Consider the following 20,843-nt stretch of genomic DNA (forward strand, 5'->3'; position numbering starts at 1 on the left):
CCAGTCATTTGATTGGCTTTTTTGTTTTCGAAAAACTTCTAAAATAGGCCTTGTATCTATATTCCTCATTCTACTAAACTAGGTCGGTTTTATATTGGCTTTACTTCAGATTTTGATAAAAGATTTGATTTTCATTTAAACTCAGACGAAAAAAGAAAATTTACACATAATGCAAACGACTGGATTACTTTTCTAATAATCAAATGCCAATCAAAATCTCAAGAGTTAGCAATTGAAAAGCATATCAAAAAAATGAAAAGCAAAATTTATATTCAAAACCTTATCTTGTGTCCTGAAATGATAGACAAGTTATTAAAAGAACACCTAAAATCATAATCGCTGCTCATTGCTTTTTCACTCAACTAAGAACAAGATGAGTAAAAACTATTCCAATAAAATGAATAGCTTTTCTATTTTAAAACTTTCAGATTTTTTTAAAGTTTGAATAGTTTTTCATTAAAGAAATTTAATGCTATTTTAGCAATTGAATAAGTATTCAAAGTTCTATTCCATCCATTCTTGATTGTCTATGTTTTTTAATTCTCTCCATTTTGCTCTTTTTCTGCCAATCGTTTTTCTATTGTTTTGGTTTGGTTTTTCTAAAACGAAAACAGTTCAAAACGCATTTTTATTACTAGTAAGTTATATTTTTTACTCGTTTTGGGATTGGCACTTTCTTTTTTTATTGCTCTTTTCAACATTTTTAGTGTATTATACAGGAATTAAAATTCAAGATAATGTATCAGCAAAAAGTAAATCGCTTTGGTTTTGGCTTAGCATTATCTTAAATGTTGGTTTCTTAGGGATTTTTAAATATTATGATTTTTTTTCTGTTTCTTTTTCAAATGTATTACTGAATTTTGGTTTTAAGGTTAGCCCTATAACCCTAAAATGGATTCTTCCTGTAGGTATCTCCTTTTATACTTTTCACGGATTATCGTATAGCATTGATGTGTATAAATCCCGAATCAAAGCCGAACGCAATTTTATAGATTATGCTTTATTTGTTAGCTATTTTCCATTACTAGTTGCAGGACCTATTGAGCGAGCAACTCATTTATTACCCCAAGTAAAAACAAAAAGAGTTTTTAACTTTCAACAAGCTAAGGAAGGAATTTTTATGATTGTTTGGGGATTGGTTAAAAAAGTAGTCATTGCTGATACTTGTGCCACTTATGCCAATGCCATTTTTGATCACTATCAATCCATGAACTCTCTTTCATTGGCTTTAGGAGCTGTCTTTTTTGCTTTTCAAATTTATGGTGATTTTTCTGGCTATTCTGATATGGCTATTGGAATCTCTAAGTTGTTTGGAATCGAATTGTTACGAAATTTTAACTATCCTTATTTCTCACGCGATATTGCTGAATTCTGGAGACGTTGGCACATTTCATTATCGTCTTGGTTTAGAGATTATGTGTATATTCCACTTGGCGGGAGCAAAGGGTCTAAACTTAAACAGGTGCGAAATGTTTTTGTGATTTTCCTTCTCAGTGGCTTTTGGCACGGTGCCAATTGGACGTACATTGCATGGGGATTTCTAAATGCATTGTACTTTTTACCATTGTTGCTCCAAAATAAAAACCGATCGAATATTGAAACCATTACCTTAAAATTAAATTTTGATTCTTTTAAAACAGTCTTTCATATTCTGGTTACATTTACCATAACCTGTTTTGCCTGGATATTTTTTAGGGCCAATTCGATAGCCGCTGCATTCGACTATATTAAGCTACTGTTAACCAATGGCGTTTTTGAATGGCAATATCTAGCAAATCGCCGTTACAATTACGAAATTATAATGCTAATTATTTTATTTATTGTTGTCGAATGGAATACGAGGACTAAACAAGAACCTATATCGGGAAAGCAATCCATGCTAAAACTAATTATTTGCATCGCTTCTCTTTTAGCCATAGGAACCTACTCCGATTATAAAGAATTTATATATTTTCAATTCTAATGAAACAGTTTTTATTTCTTGTTGCAAAAACGTTTTTCTTTCTGGTTTTAACAGCTGGATGTTTAGATATGATTTATACTCAAATCTACCTAAGTTCTTCCAATAGAGGTAAAGTAGAGGCTGTTTTTAATGGAAAACCTACTCAATATGATGTGGTGATATTGGGAACCTCGAGAGCCAACAATCATTTTGTGCCTGAACTTTTTGAAAAAAAAGGATTAAAAACCTTTAATTACGGGATGAGCGGCTCTCATTTATTTGAAACGGCAATGTTGTTAGAGCTTATGTTGGAACGTAACTATAAAATTAAGACCATACTATTAGAGGCCGATTTGAGTTTAAGCAACGAAAAAAGAGACGAAGGCACTACAGCTCGTTATCTTCCTTATATACATCATTCTTCGGTTATTGCAAACCATTTTAAAACCGAAAAGGAATTTTCGTTGTGGTATTATATTCCTTTTTACCGTTACCTCAAATACGATTCACAAATTGGGTTTAGAGAAATGTTTGAATCCTTTATTGGCAAACCGACTAATCATTTAAATCATAAAGGCTACTATCCCTTACCTTCAAAAAAAGGGGCAAATATGAAAAATGATTACAGACGCTTAAATCCGCTGAAAAACAAATATTATGAACAAATTAAACAAATTTGCAAAGCAAATAATATTCAACTCATTACTGTAACGACTCCTGTATGCGAAAATGTTAAAGGAATGGATTACTTTGACAAAGTCACAAAATTACATCCTGAAATACATAATTTAGAAAATCTAGTACAAGGAGACAATTATTTTTCCTCTTGCGGACATTTGAACGATAAGGGAGCACATCTCTTTACTCAAAAAGTGCTTCTCCTTTTTTTTAAAGACAAATAAAAAATTGTTTTTTAAGTAACTTAAAAACAACAATAAACTACTATATGCCCTAAAAAATTTAGGGCTATTCGTATTATTTTTGTAAATTATGCAAACCTACCCCTTTAAAATGATGATCTTTTATACATAATATGGTATTAAATTCGAAATAAAAGATTTTTTAAAAAAGAAATTGTCAAAAAACAATTATCAAAAAAAAGAATACGGTATAAATTATCAATTTTATATCAAAAAACAGGTTTTTAAAAAAATAAAAAGCTATTTTAGCATTAAACAGTGATTTATTTTAAATAAATGAGCTAAAAATTAATTTTATAATAAAATTTACACTATGCTAGAATTGTTATCTAAATTAAACCCTAATGGTTGGGATGAAATGTTTTCTAGTAAAGGCGTTAGAAGTTCTTATCGACAAGTGCTTCAAACTTTACAAGGTTTAAATCAGGAAAGCCTAGAAAGCAAACAAAAGCAAGCTTCCGATTTTTTTATGAATCAAGGAATTACTTTTACAGTTTATGGTGATGACAACCAAGGAATTGAAAGGATATTTCCTTTCGATATTATCCCAAGAATTATTACTCAAAAAGACTGGATTGAGGTTGAAGAAGGAATAAAGCAACGATTAAAAGCGTTAAATTTATTTTTAGAAGATATTTATAACGAACAGCATATTGTAAAAGAAGGCATAATTCCAGCATCATTAATTGCATCTTGTCCGCATTACATTCAGGAAGTTCACGGCATAAAAATCCCTCATGACATACATGTCCATATTGCCGGAATTGATTTAATTCGAGGTGCTAAAGGAGAGTTTTATGTTTTAGAAGACAATTTAAGATGCCCTAGTGGGGTAAGCTATATGCTTGAAAACAGAGAAATAACCAAGCGTATATTTCCAAAAATGCTTACTTCTAACAACGTTAGCATGGTGGGGAATTACCCAATGATTTTACATAATATTTTAGTGTCTTTGTCTCCTAGAGGAGTTTCAAATCCTAATGTGGTTTTATTGACGCCTGGCATCTACAATTCGGCCTACTATGAGCATACTTTTCTAGCAAGACAAATGGGAATTCCATTAGTTGAAGGAAGAGATTTAGTGGTTAATAACTCCAAAGTCTACATGAAAACCACTTCTGGATTGCAGCAGGTAGATGTGATTTACAGACGTTTAGATGATGAATATTTAGATCCATTAGTGTTTAAACCAGACAGTGCACTTGGAGTTCCAGGATTAATAAGCTCCTACAAACAAGGAAATGTAGCTATAGTAAATGCAGTAGGGAACGGTGTTGCCGATGACAAGGCTGTTTATGTTTATGTTCCAGATATGATAAAATACTATCTCAACGAAGAGCCAATACTTAAAAATGTTCCCACTTATCAAATGGAGAATATTGAAGAACGCGAATTGGTTTTTGCCAACATGGAAAACATGGTTATCAAAGAAACCAATCAAAGTGGCGGTTACGGAATGATTATGGGAAACAAAGCAACCGAACAAGAATTTAAAAAAGCAAAAATCGCCATTCTTGAAAATCCAAGAAATTTTATTGCTCAACCTATTATTCAATTGAGTACTGTTCCCTGTTTAATTGACGGTGAACTGAAACTTAGGCATGTCGATTTAAGACCTTACGCCTTATATGGCCCGAATGGAGTAGAAATAGTTCCAGGAGGATTAACTCGAGTAGCCTTAAAAGAAGGCTCATTAGTGGTAAACTCCTCTCAAGGTGGGGGAAGTAAAGACACTTGGATTGTAAAATAGTGATAAAAAAAGACTAATTCTGAACTTTTAAAAAAATTGAAATGAAAGTAAATATGCTCAGCAGGGTGGCGGACGGAATGTTTTGGTTGAGTCGCTACATGGAAAGAACCGATGGAATGTTGCTTACCTTAAACACTTTCTATATCTTATCTTTTGATAAGGAAATGAATGACTCTCAAGGATACAAGCCTTTATTAGAATATTATACTGACTTGACTAAAGAACAAATAAACAGATCACAATATGACACAAGTTATGTTTTAAAGTATATTATTTGCGACAATCAAAATTACAATTCAGTTAAAAATTTAGTAATCAAAGCACGCGAAAATGCTAGAGGTTCTCAAGATAAAATTACCAAAGAATTATGGGAGCACATAAATTCTTTGTATCATTTTATGAATTCTCCGGAGTTACCAAAAAAATTAGAGACTAACGATGCCCTAAATATTATTACAAAACTCAATAAAGATCTTTTACTCTATAACGGAATTCTTCATGTTACGATGCCTCGAGGATTGGGCTGGTGGTTCTCAAGCATAGGCAAGCACATTGAAAGATGTTTGCAAACCATTTCTTTAACTCAAGCGTATTATAAAACCATCAATTACAATTTAGATGGCGACGAAGATTTATTGTATTGGAGAAGACTACTGTTGTCGTTATCCGGTTATGAATTGTATTTAAAAAGCTATAGCAACATACCACACAATCGCAAAATTGTTCAGCAAGTTATTTTTAATAGAGATTTTGCTCACTCTGTTACGTATACTTTAGAATATATTGATAAATATCTTGAAAGCCTATTTAAAGACAACAATTTGAGCGAAGCAAGAAAATTGCAAAATCAATTTGGGAGACTTAAAAGCTATGTAGAATTTACAGATTACCATCACTTAACCAATCAGCAACTAGAAGAATTACTCACCAATACGAAAGCACAGTTAATTCAATTTTCGACCGATTTTTCTAAATTATTTTTCTCTTATACCTAAACAAATGGCGGTTTTTAAAATAGTTCACAGCACGAAATACCAATACAATTGGCCTATAAAAGAGAGCATTAATGAAATTCGCTTGTTTCCCTATAATTTTGAGAATCAGGACGTACTTAAATTTGAACTCAACATCACTAACAATCCCAATGTAGACATCTCTCAAGACCGTTATGGCAATAGGGTTGGTAATTTCAACAATCTAGAAGTACATTCGGAAATGGCTATAGAATCTCGCATGATTGTTCGGGTAAATCATTCGTTAAAAATTCCTGAAATAGATACTACAACTATTCAAGACTTGGAAGTTGAAAAAGAAAAAAGTATTGAGCTTTTAAGATTGAGTTACCCTGAGGCTATAGAAAAGCAAAATAAAATTATTGCCATTCTCAATAAAATAAAACACCAAGACAAACCGGTAATTGAAATTGCAAGATTATGCAACCAATATGTATATTCTAATTTCTCATACACAAAAGGCATAACCAATATAGAGACAACTCTTGATGAAGTTTTGCAACACAAAAAAGGAGTTTGTCAAGATTTTGCTCTCGTATTATTACAATTATTACGCACTGCAGGAATTCCGTCTCGGTATGTAAGCGGGTATGTTTGCCCCAACAAAAGTGGTCTTAGAGGTGAAGGCGCTACGCATGCTTGGGTGGAAATTTATACCCCTACACAAGGCTGGTTAGGGATAGATCCTACCAATAATATTTGGACTATGGACAACCATATCAAACTTTCAGTAGGAAGAAATTTTACCGATTGTACTCCCGTTAAAGGCACTTTTAAAGGCTTAGCCAAGCAAAAATTATCTGTATCCGTTTCTGTTGAATATGAGGATGGAAGACAATTTGAGGAAGTAAACGAAGTACAATTACAAGAAATCTCTTTAGAAAAACAAAAAGAGTTGGATTATATAGAACACGTGCATCAGCAACAGCAATAAAAAACGAATACTTATAAAATCAAAAAGACTGCCAGTTCTGACAGTCTTTTTTGTTGCTATAATATCCAATTAATGGATATTTTCTTTTTTACTTTTTCAATATCTGAATTACCGTTCCCAACATCACATTAGCACCCAAAGCCAAATCCTCATTCGAAGAATACTCCAACGGATTATGACTAATGCCATCTTTACATCGCACAAATATCATTCCGTAATCGCAGGCATAGGATAATGCCAAAGCATCATGAAAAGGCCCACTCATTAACTCTGGTGCATCCAATTCTAGAGCTTTACATTCATTATGAATGATTTCCTTAATCCAATCAGCACAATAGCGAGGGTCGCTTTTAGTATCTTCTGAGATGGAATAGGTTAATTGATGTTTTTGAGTAATAGCCTCGATGCGGTCACGCAATTGTTTTTCATAACGGTTTCTTCTATCCAAATCAATATCTCTCAAATCGATAGTAAACACCACTTCTTCGGGTATAATATTTCGCGAAGCTGGAAAAACATTTATAGTCCCGACAGAACCAACAGTTGGCGCACCTGGAATTTGATTGGCTATTTCGTTTACGGCAACAATAATTTCGGCAGCGCCTACTAAAGCATCTTTACGAATAGGCATAGGCACAGAACCCGTATGACCCGCCATTCCTTTCAGTTTAACGGTCCACCAAATGGGTCCGGAAATTCCTGAAACCACTCCAATTGGTTTATGGGCTAAATCCAAAACCGGCCCTTGCTCAATATGCAATTCCAAAAAGCAAAAAATACTTCCTTCTTTGTATTCTGATGCTTTAAATTGAGTTACATCACAACCAAAATCCTTTAGGGCTTGTTCGCGAGTAATGCCATCTTTGTCGGCACGTTGCAATTCGCCTTCTTCTAGTTTGCCTAAAATACCTCTTGAACCAAACAATCCTTTATTGAAACGCCAGCCTTCTTCATCAGCAAAGGAAATCACTTCAATAGGACGTTCGGGAACAATATTATTTTCGGTTAAAGTTGCAACGACTTCTATAGCGCATAATACTCCAGCTACTCCGTCAAATCGTCCTCCATAGGGTTGAGAATCGAGATGCGACCCCATCATTAAAACGGGTAAATCTGGATTTTTGCCTTCGAGTCTTCCTATTAAATTTCCAAAATTATCGATGTGAGTAGTCATTCCTGCAGCTTTCATCCAAGAAGCAGCAAGTTCAAAACCTTGTTTTTCTAATTCAGTGTGTGCTGGTCTACAAGTGCCCGTTTCGCCTATTTTACCTATTAGGCTCATGGCTTCAAAATGATCTTGTAGTCTTTGAGAATTTATTTTCATAGTATCTAGATTAAAAATCAAAAATCAAGACTAAAGAATCGTAAATAAATTCTTTGCTCTTGATTCTTGTTTCTATTTTTCTTTATTTTAATGATCGTTCAACGGCAACCCTTGTGCTTGCCAATCTTTCCAGTTTACATATTCCGGTGCAACACGATGCTCTTCCATTGTGATACATTCATCAACAGGACATACTAACTTACACAAATTACAACCCACACATTCTTCTTCTTTAATCGTATAATTGTTGTACGGATTGCCTCTTTCTACATTAATAGATTGATGCGATGTATCTTCGCAAGCAATATAACACAACCCACAATGAATACATTTGTCTTGATTGATTTTGGCTATATGATGGAAATTGATGTCCAAATCTTCCCAATGTGTTATTTTTTCAACTGATTTTCCAATAAAGTCAGTAGTTTTTTCATAGCCTTTTTCGTCCATCCAGTTATTCAGTCCTTCGCACATGTCCTCCACAATTCGAAACCCATGGGTCATAGCAGCAGTACATACTTGAACAGAAGTAGCCCCTAATAACATGAACTCAACAGCGTCTTTCCAAGTGCTTACTCCTCCAATTCCAGAAACCGGAACTCTTGAAGCTACTGGGTCTTGAGCAACGGTAGTTAACATTTTTAAGGCTATTGGTTTCACAGCTGGACCACAATACCCTCCAAAAACACTTTTACCAGCCACATAAGGATTCGGAACTAAAGTGTCTAAATCGACTCCTGTTACACTTTGAATGGTGTTAATTAAACTCAATGCATTTGTTCCGCCTTCGACTGCAGCTCTTGCTGTGGGAACAACCGAGTGTACATTGGGTGTTAGTTTTGTAATTACTGGGATGGTCGCTTTTTCCATAACCCATTCTACCACCATTTTAGCGATTTCTGGATCTTGACCTACGGCTGCTCCCATTCCTCTTTCGGTCATTCCATGCGGACAACCAAAGTTCAATTCAAAACCCATTGCTCCTGCATCTTCACACTTCATAATCAAATCATGCCACGATTTACGGTCGTTATCGGCCATTAAAGAAACGATCATCGCTCTGTCAGGAAACATTTTAACGACTTCTAAAATTTCTTTCAAATTGATGTCTAGTGGTCGATCACTAATTAATTCGATATTATTGAATCCCATCATGCGTTTGCCTCCATAATTCACTGAGGAATAACGAGAGGAAACATTTTTTACTTGCGACCCTAATGTTTTCCATACTACACCGCCCCAACCTGCTTCAAAAGCACGAACAACGTTTATAAATTTGTCTGTTGGTGGTGCACTGGCTAGCCAAAAAGGATTCGGTGATTTTATGCCTAAAAAATCTGTTGATATATCTGCCATAATAATTGTATTTAGTTCCGAGAAATTCGGAAGTTGACTTTTTTAATTGTTGAAAGTTGGTTTTAATTCGCAATCTAAAATATAATCTTGTCCAAAGAGGTATTTTACAATCGCTGCCGCTCCGTCTTTTCCTGCTTGAACCGCATCGACTACTTCTCTACCTCCGTTAACACAATCGCCACCTGCAAAAACACCTTCTTGATTGGTTAATGCTTTGTCAGTAACTGCAACCTTTCCTTTATTATTTTCAAAAGAATTATTTTTAACTAACGTTTCAAATGGCATTTGTCCAGCTGCTTTAATCACCATATCTACCTCTAATGTAAATGTCTCTCCTGAAACTACTGGGCTTCTTCTACCGCTTTCATCAGGATCTCCCAATTTCATTACATCGCAAACCAATTGCGACACTTTTCCGTTATCGCCTTTGATTTCTTTTGGCGCTGCTAACCAAATGATTTTACAACCATCTAATTTAGCAATATTCAACTCATGCTCCGTACACGGCATTTCGTCTTGAGTTCTTCTATAAACTAAGGTCACATCAGAAGCGCCCAATCTTTTCGCTTGGGTTGCTGCATCAATAGCCGTCATTCCCATTCCAATTACGGCCACTTTATCACCAACTGCAATTTTAGAATAATCGTTGTTTCGTAATTCGTAAATGAATTTGATAGCATCTTCAACACCTTCTAAATGTTCGCCAGCAATATCTAATTGACGCGCTAAACCAACACCAAATGCTAAATATACAGCATCATAATTGCGTTTTAATTCTTCAACGGTAACATTTTTACCTAATTCTTGATTGTATTTAATGTCAATACCTCCTATCGAAGTAATGTAATTTACCTCATCTTCGCAAAATTCAGGGGTGACTTTATAGGCGGCAATTCCGTAGGTCATTAATCCTCCTCCTTTGCTTTCTTTTTCATAAATGGTAACATCAATACCTTCTCTACTCAAAGTGTGTGCACAACTCAATCCTGCTGGGCCTGCTCCAATTATAGCAACTCGTTTCCCTGTAGAGGGTTTTCTTTCAAATAACTGCCAATTATTGTCCATCGCTTTTTCGGTAGAATAGCGTTGCAATTTGGCAATATGAATAGGCGTTTCATGCATTAAATTATACACACAAGCACCCTCACATAATTTTTCAACGGGACACACTTTACTACATCCTGCCCCCATAATATTGGAAGAGAAAATGGTATGTGCTGAACCTTTAAGATTTTCAGTAGCGATTTGCTTAATGAATTTTGGAACGTTGATAGACGTTGGACATGACTTCATACAGGGCGGATCGTAACAAAACAAACAGCGGTTGGCTTCAACCAATGCGGCGTCTGGAGTTTCGAAAGGTGGATGAATATCTGTAAAATTTTCTTCGTATTCTGCGGTGGTTAATCGATTGTTCTTTATACTCATATTATTTATTTTTTTTGATAATAGTAAAAGTTATTAATTATTCTATTTAATGATATTTATGCATCCTACTTGTTTCAAAATGATTTAAACCACATAGAAACATAGAATTATTCTTTTGGTAATTTTTTAAAATACTCATTTACAAAAGTTTTCTGGCCTTCTTTAAAAATGTTATAACAATTAAAATTGATTAAAATTCCTTTAGGAGATTTCATAAGATTCATATAGTTAAGAAGCTTGGCTTCAAACATAGGATGTATTTCAAATACCGATTTTAATTCAACAATAATTACGTTTTCAACAAATAAATCACATCTGAAATCCAATTCTAACTCTTTATCTTTATAGAGTACAGGTATTTTCATCTCTGATAAAAAATTTATTTTTCTATGTATTAATTCTTCTTTAAGACACTGATGATAGACACTTTCTAGCAACCCTCTCCCCATTATTTTATGAACTTCAATAGCTGAACCAATAATTTCATAAGTCAATTCATCTAAATACTTTTGCGTAATCTTCTCCATAAAAATCTATGTTTCTATGTGGTTTAAAAACCTTTACCCATTCAACCTCCAATTCCCTCTCACATCTCATCACCACCAACCCTATGTGAAAAAATTAATTTTTCTATCTCCACCTTCTACTCAAAACTATTCCTATGTCTCTATGTGGTTCAAAAAAAAGACAACATACTTAAAATACTATAGCGTCGTAATTGCCCCATAGGTTTCTGGTCTTCTATCACGATAAAATTGCCATTTGCTTCTGATTTCTTCAATCAAATCGAAGTCAAATTCAGCTACTAGTAATTCATCCTTATCTTCAGATGCACAAGCAAAGATTTCCCCTAATGGATTTACAAAATAGGAAGTTCCGTAAAAACGCCCTAAATTCCAAGGTTTTTCTATTCCAACTCTATTGATGCATCCCATAAAATAACCATTTGCCACGGCATGTGCGGGTTGCTCTAGCTTCCATAAGTTTTGCGATTGCCCAACGGTTGTCGCTGACGGATTGTAAACAATTTCAGCTCCGTTTAATCCTAAACACCTTGCGCCATCAGGAAAATGTCGGTCGTAACAAATGTAAACGCCTACTTTAGCATATTTGGTTTGAAAAACAGGATACCCTAAATTACCGGGTTTAAAGAAAAATTTCTCCCAAAAACCTCCTGTTTGCGGAATATGGTTTTTTCTGTATTTGCCTAAATACGTTCCATCGGCATCTATAACAGCCGCGGTATTGTATAAAACACCTGCTTGATCTTTTTCGTAAACGGGAACCACTATAACCATGTCGTATTTCTTGGCATAGACTTGCATGCGCTCCGTCGTAGGCCCCGGAACCGATTCTGCTGACGCATACCAAGCGCTGTCTTGTCCTGGGCAAAAATAAGGAGTATTGAATATCTCCTGAAAACACAAAATTTGAACACCTTGCCTACCCGCTTCTTCAATGTAAGGAATGTGCTTTTGCACCATCGCCTCCATGATTTCTGCAATCGTGCCTTCGCCTTCTGTTTTGGCCAAACTCAATTGAATAAGCCCTGATTTTACTATTCTTGCCATACTTTTTACATTTTATCAATTTTCATTTACCCCATAGTGACATAAAAAAGAAAGTTATAGACAGTTCTTTTTCACATAGTCTATTTTACACTATAAAAAGCAAAGCTTCTCAATTCGTTTCAAAATAAATCTATGTCTCTATGTGGTTCAAAAAATTATATTTTCCCTTGTACTTTTTTTCGTTTTATAAACTGCCCGTATCCTTTAGAAACTTTACATTCGTTATTGTCTATAACCACTTTCCCTCTCAACAAAACCGTTTTTACTTTACCGGTTAGTTCCCAACCTTCATAACCGCTATAATCAACATTCATGTGGTGCGTTTTGGCTGAAACGATATGCTTTTCGTTAGGATCTAGAAGTACAATATCAGCATCGCTACCAATGGCGATTGTTCCTTTTTTAGGAAACATTCCAAATATTTTTGCAGCATTGGTACAAGCTACTTCTACATATTTATTTAAGGTGATTTTCCCTTTGTTTACGCCTTCGCTGAAAAGCAATTCCATACGGTTTTCAATAGCTGGATGTCCGTTAGGAATTTTAGAAAAATCGTCCTTACCCATTAGTTTTTGTTCCCACATAAACGGACAATGATCAGTAGCTACGACTTTCACAGTTCCTTGGTTTAATCCCGCCCATAGCGTTTCTTGATCTTTCTTCTCCCGAAGCGGTGGACTCATCACCCATTTTGCTCCCTCAAAATTTTGTTCATACAAACTTGCATCTAAAACCAAATACTGTATACACGTTTCTACAAAAACATTTTGGTTTCGTTTGGTAGCGTTCCGTACGGCGTTTAGCGCCCCTTCGCACGTTAAATGCACAATATACCCAGGGCAACCTGTATAATTCGCCATATCGGCAAATCGACCGCTGGCTTCTGCCTCGGTAACTTCGGGTTGTGATAGGTAGTGATATAAAGGTTCTAACTTGCCTTCGGCTTTGTGCTTGGCTATTAAATAGTCAATCATGTCACCATTCGTGGCATGAACATTTATTAGTCCGCCATGCTTTTTAACTTCTTCCATGAGCCCAACCATTTGGCTGTCATTAATCATTAAGGCTCCTTTGTAAGCCATAAATGTTTTAAAAGAAGTGATGCCTTCCACTTCTACTATATGTTGTATTTCTTTTCTGGTATTTTCATTAAAATCGGTTACGGCCATATGAAAACTATAGTCGCCAACAGCATTGTTCGTGCTTCTTCCTTTCCATTCATCCAATGCCGATTGTAAACTTTTTCCTTGTGTTTGAAGAATAAAATCAATTACGGTTGTGGTACCTCCAAACAAGGCCGCACGAGTTCCCGTTTCATAGTTATCGCTACTGTAAGTCCCCATAAATGGCATTTCTAAATGCACATGAGGGTCAATTCCACCTGGAATGACTAACTTACCTGAGGCATCAATGATTTGATCGGCTTGAACATTTAGATTTTTTCCAATAGCCGAAATAGTCTCGCCTTCAATAAAAATGTCTGCTTGGTAATCATCCGCAGCTGTTATTATTCTTCCGTTTTTAATTAAAATACTCATATTTATTATTTTAAAATTTGAAAGTTTTTACAATCAAAATCAATTATTTTTCTTCATCAACAACCAATACACCAAACCACTAATCCCAAACCCTACAAACCAAGCATAATGATACAATCCTGAAATCCATTCTGGAAACACAGTCGAATCTACTACTTTAATTGTTGTTAAAAATCCTGGAATGTTTGGCAAAATCCCTATCAATAAGGCATAAATAGCGTTTCTATTGAAACCGTTAGTAAAGTTATAGATTCCTTTCGTATCATACAAGTCATTTAAAAGTAATGTTTGTTTTCTGATGAAATAGTAATCAACAATCATAATGCCTCCAACGGGCCCTAACAAACTCGAATATCCTACCAACCAGGTGAAAATATATCCTGTTGGGTCAGCTATCAATTTCCAAGGAAATATCAGAATACCTATTACACCCGTAATATACCCCCCTTTTCTAAAATCGATTTTAGAAGGAGCAAAATGAGCAAAATCATTGGCCGGACTTACAATATTAGCCGCAATATTGGTAGCCAATGTAGATATGGCAACAGCTATCATGGCCAAACTTACCAGCAATTTACTGTCAAACTTACCTGCGAGTATCACTGGATCCCAAATCGTGGTTCCAAAAACAATAGTAGTTGCCGAAGTCACTACAACTCCCACAAAAGCAAATAGAGTCATCGAAGTTGGCAATCCATAAATTTGCCCCCGTATTTGTGCTTTTTGAGACGTCGCATAGCGCGTAAAATCTGGAATGTTTAACGATAAGGTTGCCCAAAATCCTACCATTCCTGTTAATGCAGGAAAAAAGAAGTGAAAGAAATCAGTGGTATTTGTAAATTTTGATGGCGTTGCTAAAATGGGTCCCAAACCATGAGCCGCTACTAATGCCCAAGCTAAAAGTGCTAATGCCGCAATTGGCAGGAAAAAAGCTTTAAAAACCAATAACTTTCTAATGCTATCAACGCCTAAATACACCACATACATATTAAGCAACCAAAACAAGATAAAGCAAATGGCCGGTCCTGTTTGCAAGCCAAAAGAATCTGGGAAAATTTGAGGCAACGTTTCTAATGCCGGAATCCACAAACGCATCATTTGGTAAAGAGCAAATCCGCCTATCCAGGTTTGAATCCCAAACCAGCCGCAAGCCACAATAGCTCTAAGTAAAGCGGGTATATTTGCCCCTTTAGTCCCAAAACTCGCTCTGGCAAAAACCGGAAAAGGAATACCGTATTTCGCTCCGGCGTGACCGTTTAACAACATAGGAATTAATACAATGGTATTGCCTAAAAAAATGGTCAATATGGCTTGCCACCAATTCATGCCCCCTTCTATTAAAGAACTCGATAACATATAGGTAGGAATGCAAAGACTCATACTAATCCACAAAGCGGCATAGTTCCAAGTATTCCACGTTCTGTTAGACTCCGCAATGGGAGCCAAGTCTTTACTATATAACGATGAATCCGTTGTATTTAAATGTGTATCTGTCAAAAGTTATAACAATTTAATCCAAAAAAAGGCTCTTTTCTAGTACCAAAACCACAATTTGCAAGGCTTCTTCTTGGGTAAAATCAAGGGAATTGAAATCCTGAATTGGCATCATTTTCATTAATTATATAATTATTTTACAAAAATATTTCATAAATGTAATAATAATTTCGATATAAGCAAGTTTTATTGACAAATAGTTCATTAGCTTCGCCAAAAAAGAAAACTATAAATAGGTGCTTTTAATTATAATTTTTCGTCAGTTCGAGTGATTTTCTTCAGAAAATCGTATCGAGAACAAGAAAAATTTAATTAAAAACGGTTCGCAATACAAGTCACTTCAAAAAATAGTGCTGTAAATAGGTGCTTTTAATTATAATTTTTCGTCAGTTCGAGTGATTTTCTTCAGAAAATCGTATCGAGAACAAGAAAAATTTAATTAAAAACGGTTCGCAATACAAGTCACTTCAAAAAAGAGTGCTAAAAATAGGCGATTTCAAATATACAAATCCTACTTTCTCTCTTAATCTTAAAAATTCTATCTTTGATAAAAATACACCATATGAAAAAGCTACTTCCGCTGTTTGTTATACTTTTCTTATCCAGCTGTGGAATCCTTGAAAACTATACCACGCCCGATAAAAAACCAGCGCTTTTCAATCTCAATGACATTCCTGAAATAACTTTAGAATTCAATACAAAAAATTGGAATAAACTCCTCACCAATTTTGATTTAAATCCTAATAATGAGAAAAAAGTAGTCTCTAAATTTACTTTTGACGTAAACGGAACTACAATAGCCTTAGACAGTATCGGACTCCGATTGCGAGGCAACACGAGCCGACGCCGTCCAGAAGGGAATTTCGGAGAATTGCACAATCCAACCAATCCCGATTGGAACCATGCGCATTTTGCCCTCGACTTTTCTAAATACAAAGTAGACCAACGATTCAAAGGACTCAACAAAATGAACCTAAAATGGTTTAAGGACGATGCTACTTATTGCCGCGAAATATACAGCTATGACCTCTTTACCCGTTATGGTTGCTGGAATGCCCCAAGAGCTTCCTACGGTAGAGTAACCGTTGCCATAAAGGGCGATGCTAAACCTGCTTATTTCGGAGTGTATGCCATGGTAGAAAACGTAGACGAGGATTTTCTGGAGAAACGAAAAGACCAATGGGGTTCAGGAACTGGATTTTTATGGAAAGGCGGTTATAGCGGTGGCACAAATGCTTCCCTACAAACTTCCTCTACTCAAAGTATAGGCGTGGAAGATGTAAATATAGATCCCGCACTATCGGTCTATTATGCCTACGATTTAAAAACCCGAAAAGACGAACTTCCTGCTGCTCAAGCCGAACTCATTCAATTCATCACCGACCTCAACACCAAAACAGGTGCTGCTTTTCAAACTTGGATTGCCCAAAAAATGGATGTCCCGCTCTTTCTAAAAACCTATGCTACTAATGTTATGCTGGGCATGTGGGACGACTATTGGATCAACGGCAACAACTTTTATTTGTATTTTGCACCCAATGGCAAAGTGTACTTCATTCCTATAGATTATGACAATTCCTTAGGCACGTCTCAAATCATAGAAAACGCAGGTACTCAAGACCCGCTGAAATGGGGAAGCTCTAGTAAACGCCCCCTAATAAATAAAATCCTTGCCATTACGCAATACCAAAACTTGTATAAAAGCTACATAAAAGAACTGGCAAACCCCAAAAACGACCTTTTTACTGCCGAAAAAAGCATGAAGCGCATACAGGTTTGGCAAAACAAAATGGCACCTTATGTCCCTAACGACACCGGCGAAGACATGAGCATTGAGGACAAACCCGCTTCTTGGGGCAACCAACCCAATTACCGCCTTACCACAGGCAACAACCAAGGCGGAAGCAACGGCCCTGCCAATTATTTCTTGAGCCGAGTGGCAAGTATTGCTTGGTAAAACAAAGGGTTTTCAACTATAAATGAACCTCTGACCGTTTGTGTTGGAGGTTTTTTTAATTACCCAACAGACATTTTAGCAGATGCTACCCAAAGATAATTAGGTATTGGCTCGTTTAATTCCCATTTAATATTCATTGGTTTTTCACCTTCATTTTCTTTGAAGTTTCCCTCCCCAATAAAAACATAACCCATTGTATTACCCTTTTCATCATTTGCTTTTTCTCTAACAAAGAGCAAAATCTTTTTTTTATTTTCTTGATGTTGGATATATGACAGTCCTTTTCCAATATCTGGTCTTGACGAATTTTGACTTTGCCAATGAAATAACGTTTCACTAATAGCATAATCATCATACATTGTGGTTGGAGAGAAGTTTTCTTCTGATTTAATTAGATTGATAAAAAGCAATTCTGTATTTGTATTTGTGTTCTCTGCCACACCTTCCCTACTCGGTGATTTTCTCTCAAAAGTACTTAATCCAAAAGCTGCTAAAATTTGATCTCGTGTATATCTTGCATGAACTTTTAACGGTTGGTTGTAAGGCAATTGAATTTCAATTTCTTTAAAATCAACTCTGTCTATTAGTATTTCTAAAACTTCAATAATTTCATTAACTAATATTTTATTCTTACCAATTGTTTTAATGCTTTCTTCTAATGATTGAAACAAACCATGATTTTGCCAAACATCATAATGCAACATCAACAACATGGTTTTCTCGTTTTCATCAAATTTATTTAGATTGAAATTGAAACCTTGTTTCGCGATTTTAAGAATAAAGTTAAAATAACTTGATGAATTTGTTGACAACCACTTTTTACTTATTGTAGAGAAAATTTGTTTTTCATTGGTAATTTCAAAATCATCAATAACACCAGCTAATTGACAAAGTCTTGACCATGTCCCTTTTTTATAAATCGTTTCAATTGAAATATGATTCAATTCCATAAAATTATTTAGCGTTAATGGTAAAGTCGTTTGATGTTGAAAATTTCTGATTTTAGTAATCAGTTGATTAATGTTTAGGGATGTCGCTTTTTTAATATTTTCAAGGATTGTTTCTTTTGTTTTCTTCTCTAAAACAATGGAACAACCTAATGGCAAATGAGGAAAATCATCTTCTATCTCTTTTTGAACCGATGTTGTTGTTTTTCCAATTAATGCTCGAAACTTACTTTCAAAATCATATTCAGGTCTTGAATTCCCAACAAAATCGAGCACTGTTAAACAATCTTTTCCATCAGCCAGACGTAATCCACGTCCTAATTGTTGAAGAAAAACAGTTAAACTTTCTGTAGGTCTTAAAAACAAAACAGTATCAATTTCAGGAATATCAACACCTTCATTAAAAATATCGACAACGAATAAATAATTGAATTCTTTTCTCTTAAATTGTTCTCTAATTCTATCTCGTTCGTTTGAATTATTAGCAGTTAAAAATTGTGCTTTTAAACCCGCTAAGTTAAATTTTTCAGCCATGAAAGTGGCATGCTCAATGGTAACACAAAAACCAATAGCTCGAACATCATTTAAGTCATTCGTATATTTATCTAGATTGGTAATTATTTCACCAACACGAACATCGTTTTTAGTATATAAACTTGTCAATTCACTAGCAACATACTTTCCTTTATCCCATTTTACATTGGTTAAATCGATACTATCGGTAATTCCAAAATATTGAAATGGACTTAATAATTTTTTATTCAAGGCTTCAGGCAATCTAATTTCGGCAGCTATACGATTACAAAAATCCGCCAAAATATCTTCTCCATCCATTCGCTCTGGAGTAGCAGTTAAACCTAAAAGAACTTTTGGTTTAAAATAATTTAAAATCGGTCTATAGGTTGATGCAGAAATATGATGTACTTCATCAATAATAATAAAATCGTAATATTCAGGAGAAAGTTTAATCTCTTTAAGCCTATTATTTAGGGTTTGCACGGAAGCAAAAACATATTCATTAGAATTTGGTTCTAAACCATCAACCCATAAATCGCCAAAATTATTATCTTTTAAAACTCCTTGAAAAGTTGCTTTTGCTTGTTGCAAAATTTCTTTTCTATGAGCAACAAAAAGTAGTTTTGATGACTTACTGTTACTTCTGAAATTCTTATAATCAAATGCAGAAATAACTGTTTTCCCAGTTCCTGTTGCAGCAACTAAAAGATTTCGATATCTATTATGAACTATTCTTTCAACTTCTAATTTTTCAATTATTTCATTTTGATAATGAAAAGGTTTAATATCAAAATACGATGTGGTAAACGTATATTCCTTTGAAAATTTTCCTTGTTTGAGAGCTTCTATTAATTTTACGGAATGAATATTTTGATTATATAATTCAAACTCTGGATTTTGCCAATATGCTTCAAATGTTTTCTTAAATTTATCAATAATATGACCAACTTCTTTAGTAGTTATTTTCAAATTCCATTCTAAACCATCGGTTAAAGCTGAACGAGAAAAATTAGAAGAACCAATATATCCTGTATGAAATCCAGTATTTCTTTGAAACAAATAGGCTTTTGCGTGTAATCTTTCATTACCTGTATTATAGGAAACTTTGACTTCTGTGTTTTCTAAAGAAGCTAAAAATTCAACTGCTTTTGCATCGGTCGCTCCAATATAAGTAGTTGTAATTACTCTTAATTTTCCACCTCTTTCAGTAAATTCTCTTAATTCACGTTCCAGAATTCGAATTCCTTTCCATTTGATAAAAGAAACTAATAAATCAATTTTATCTGAAGATAAAATCTCTTTTCTCAATTCACTTTCGAGTGTTGTACCTGAGTTTCCACCTGTAAAAAGTTCGCTATGAATTAATCTTGTGTAAGGAGTAATTTCTTTTAAACGCAAATCCAAATCGGTAAAGTGAGCATCAATTTTGGTGAAAACGGCTTTTAATATTTTGCCTTCCGTTTCAATTAAATCATCTTCAAACTCTTCTTTTTTTAATTCTTCTTTTAAAAATAAAATGATTTTATTAGCTATTTCAATTTGTGTTTCTAAAACATCTTCTCCTTTAATCAAGGTGAATGCATGTCGTATTGTTTTTCCAATATGTTGAGATAATATCTGGGCCGCCTCAGCTTTGTCTATTGGCGTTTTCTTTACTTGAAAAGTATCTTTATTTAATTCGTTTAATTTATAGTTGATTACTTTTGTAACTAATTCCTCATATATTCCTTGGTTCATAATTCAAGTTTTAAAAATTCTTCTACAATTGGAATATCTGCCGCCGCCCAATCTAAATGTAATAATTCTGATTTATCTAATAATTTATATGCTTTATGTTCAGCCAAAACAATTTCACCCGACACATAATTTGCTACAAAAGGAATTAAATTAATTTTAAAAGTTCCATAATCAAAAATGCTGTTTGAAAGTTTATACAAAACTTCAATCTCTATCTTTAATTCTTCTCTAATTTCTCTTTTGATACAATCTATTTCACTTTCATTTTCCTCTAATTTCCCACCGGGAAACTCCCATTTTAATGGCAATTTCATCTTCTCACTTCGTTGAGTGACTAAAATTTTACTATCAAAAAAAACTAAAGCACAAGTAACGTTAACCATGTTTTGATTTTTTATAAACTTAATTATAATTTT

The 20,843-nt window shown here is 34.5% G+C and carries 16 protein-coding genes; 7 read left to right on the plus strand and 9 right to left on the minus strand.

The window, feature by feature from the left end; genetic code table 11:
- The first annotated feature begins 60 nt into the window (after positions 1–60).
- From F6464_RS06280 to F6464_RS06305, 6 genes are all read left to right on the plus strand, one after another.
- Positions 61–336, plus strand: coding sequence for a GIY-YIG nuclease family protein (locus tag F6464_RS06280; RefSeq protein WP_225318042.1), 276 nt, complete (start codon positions 61–63; stop codon positions 334–336).
- A 193-nt stretch (positions 337–529) separates the two neighbouring features.
- Entirely contained in the window at positions 530–1,963 is a 1,434-nt protein-coding gene (locus tag F6464_RS06285) for an MBOAT family O-acyltransferase (protein ID WP_151106945.1), read from the plus strand.
- A complete protein-coding gene (locus F6464_RS06290) occupies positions 1,963–2,844 on the plus strand; it encodes a hypothetical protein (RefSeq protein WP_151106946.1) in 882 nt (293 codons plus the stop codon). Before F6464_RS06285 ends, F6464_RS06290 begins: the two co-directional genes overlap by 1 nt.
- A 331-nt stretch (positions 2,845–3,175) precedes the next feature.
- Positions 3,176–4,612, plus strand: coding sequence for a circularly permuted type 2 ATP-grasp protein (locus F6464_RS06295; RefSeq protein WP_151106947.1), 1,437 nt, complete (start codon positions 3,176–3,178; stop codon positions 4,610–4,612).
- 41 nt (positions 4,613–4,653) lie between these two features.
- Positions 4,654–5,607, plus strand: a complete 954-nt coding sequence (locus tag F6464_RS06300) for an alpha-E domain-containing protein (protein ID WP_151106948.1) — start codon at positions 4,654–4,656, stop codon at positions 5,605–5,607.
- Positions 5,608–5,611: 4 nt separating this feature from the next.
- A complete protein-coding gene (locus F6464_RS06305) occupies positions 5,612–6,559 on the plus strand; it encodes a transglutaminase family protein (RefSeq protein WP_151106949.1) in 948 nt (315 codons plus the stop codon).
- A gap of 88 nt (positions 6,560–6,647) precedes the next feature.
- Here the strand turns inward: F6464_RS06305 and F6464_RS06310 are convergent, their stop codons facing one another.
- From F6464_RS06310 to F6464_RS06340, 7 genes are all read right to left on the minus strand, one after another.
- Entirely contained in the window at positions 6,648–7,883 is a 1,236-nt protein-coding gene (locus F6464_RS06310) for a M20 family metallo-hydrolase (RefSeq protein ID WP_151106950.1), read from the minus strand.
- 87 nt (positions 7,884–7,970) lie between these two features.
- The gene (gene preA, locus F6464_RS06315) at positions 7,971–9,239 is read right to left on the minus strand and encodes an NAD-dependent dihydropyrimidine dehydrogenase subunit PreA (RefSeq protein WP_151106951.1); all 1,269 of its coding nucleotides are present in this window, start codon (positions 9,237–9,239) and stop codon (positions 7,971–7,973) included.
- Positions 9,240–9,281: 42 nt separating this feature from the next.
- Positions 9,282–10,667 carry an NAD(P)-dependent oxidoreductase gene (locus tag F6464_RS06320; RefSeq protein WP_151106952.1) on the minus strand — a complete coding sequence of 462 codons (1,386 nt, stop codon included), beginning with the start codon at positions 10,665–10,667 and terminating at the stop codon, positions 9,282–9,284.
- A gap of 107 nt (positions 10,668–10,774) precedes the next feature.
- Positions 10,775–11,194, minus strand: coding sequence for a GxxExxY protein (locus tag F6464_RS06325; RefSeq protein WP_151106953.1), 420 nt, complete (start codon positions 11,192–11,194; stop codon positions 10,775–10,777).
- A gap of 177 nt (positions 11,195–11,371) precedes the next feature.
- Positions 11,372–12,238: a nitrilase-related carbon-nitrogen hydrolase gene (locus F6464_RS06330; RefSeq protein WP_191963330.1), complete on the minus strand. Its 867-nt coding sequence runs from the start codon at positions 12,236–12,238 to the stop codon at positions 11,372–11,374.
- A 155-nt stretch (positions 12,239–12,393) separates the two neighbouring features.
- A complete protein-coding gene (gene hydA, locus F6464_RS06335; RefSeq protein WP_151106954.1) occupies positions 12,394–13,776 on the minus strand; it encodes a dihydropyrimidinase in 1,383 nt (460 codons plus the stop codon).
- 39 nt (positions 13,777–13,815) lie between these two features.
- Positions 13,816–15,273 carry an NCS1 family nucleobase:cation symporter-1 gene (locus tag F6464_RS06340; RefSeq protein WP_151106955.1) on the minus strand — a complete coding sequence of 486 codons (1,458 nt, stop codon included), beginning with the start codon at positions 15,271–15,273 and terminating at the stop codon, positions 13,816–13,818.
- A 559-nt stretch (positions 15,274–15,832) separates the two neighbouring features.
- On the opposite strand from F6464_RS06340, the gene F6464_RS06345 reads away from it, so the two are divergent.
- Positions 15,833–17,227 (plus strand): CotH kinase family protein, encoded by a 1,395-nt coding sequence (locus tag F6464_RS06345; protein ID WP_151106956.1) that lies wholly within the window; start codon positions 15,833–15,835, stop codon positions 17,225–17,227.
- 59 nt (positions 17,228–17,286) lie between these two features.
- Here the strand turns inward: F6464_RS06345 and F6464_RS06350 are convergent, their stop codons facing one another.
- Together F6464_RS06350 and F6464_RS06355 are read right to left on the minus strand one after the other, a co-directional pair.
- Positions 17,287–20,427, minus strand: a complete 3,141-nt coding sequence (locus F6464_RS06350; protein WP_151106957.1) for a DEAD/DEAH box helicase — start codon at positions 20,425–20,427, stop codon at positions 17,287–17,289.
- On the minus strand, positions 20,424–20,810 hold the full coding sequence (locus tag F6464_RS06355) for a (deoxy)nucleoside triphosphate pyrophosphohydrolase (RefSeq protein WP_151106958.1): 387 nt from the start codon (positions 20,808–20,810) through the stop codon (positions 20,424–20,426). The genes F6464_RS06350 and F6464_RS06355 overlap by 4 nt, the downstream gene beginning before the upstream one ends.
- Between the last annotated feature and the right edge of the window lie 33 nt (positions 20,811–20,843).

Origin of the sequence: Flavobacterium luteum (genome assembly GCF_008806775.1) — a bacterium.
In the GTDB taxonomy this organism is placed as follows: Bacteria; Bacteroidota; Bacteroidia; order Flavobacteriales; family Flavobacteriaceae; genus Flavobacterium; species Flavobacterium luteum.

Bases quoted from the DNA above. Each gene is read 5' to 3' on its own strand.
- F6464_RS06345 (WP_151106956.1), top strand. From the start codon at position 15,833: ATGAAAAAGCTACTTCCGCTGTTTGTTATACTTTTCTTATCCAGCTGT.
- F6464_RS06350 (WP_151106957.1), bottom strand. From the start codon at position 20,427: ATGAACCAAGGAATATATGAGGAATTAGTTACAAAAGTAATCAACTAT.
- hydA (WP_151106954.1), bottom strand. From the start codon at position 13,776: ATGAGTATTTTAATTAAAAACGGAAGAATAATAACAGCTGCGGATGAT.
- F6464_RS06320 (WP_151106952.1), bottom strand. From the start codon at position 10,667: ATGAGTATAAAGAACAATCGATTAACCACCGCAGAATACGAAGAAAAT.
- F6464_RS06355 (WP_151106958.1), bottom strand. From the start codon at position 20,810: ATGGTTAACGTTACTTGTGCTTTAGTTTTTTTTGATAGTAAAATTTTA.
- F6464_RS06330 (WP_191963330.1), bottom strand. From the start codon at position 12,238: ATGGCAAGAATAGTAAAATCAGGGCTTATTCAATTGAGTTTGGCCAAA.
- F6464_RS06285 (WP_151106945.1), top strand. From the start codon at position 530: ATGTTTTTTAATTCTCTCCATTTTGCTCTTTTTCTGCCAATCGTTTTT.
- preA (WP_151106951.1), bottom strand. From the start codon at position 9,239: ATGGCAGATATATCAACAGATTTTTTAGGCATAAAATCACCGAATCCT.
- F6464_RS06305 (WP_151106949.1), top strand. From the start codon at position 5,612: ATGGCGGTTTTTAAAATAGTTCACAGCACGAAATACCAATACAATTGG.
- F6464_RS06325 (WP_151106953.1), bottom strand. From the start codon at position 11,194: ATGGAGAAGATTACGCAAAAGTATTTAGATGAATTGACTTATGAAATT.
- F6464_RS06300 (WP_151106948.1), top strand. From the start codon at position 4,654: ATGAAAGTAAATATGCTCAGCAGGGTGGCGGACGGAATGTTTTGGTTG.
- F6464_RS06290 (WP_151106946.1), top strand. From the start codon at position 1,963: ATGAAACAGTTTTTATTTCTTGTTGCAAAAACGTTTTTCTTTCTGGTT.
- F6464_RS06310 (WP_151106950.1), bottom strand. From the start codon at position 7,883: ATGAAAATAAATTCTCAAAGACTACAAGATCATTTTGAAGCCATGAGC.
- F6464_RS06295 (WP_151106947.1), top strand. From the start codon at position 3,176: ATGCTAGAATTGTTATCTAAATTAAACCCTAATGGTTGGGATGAAATG.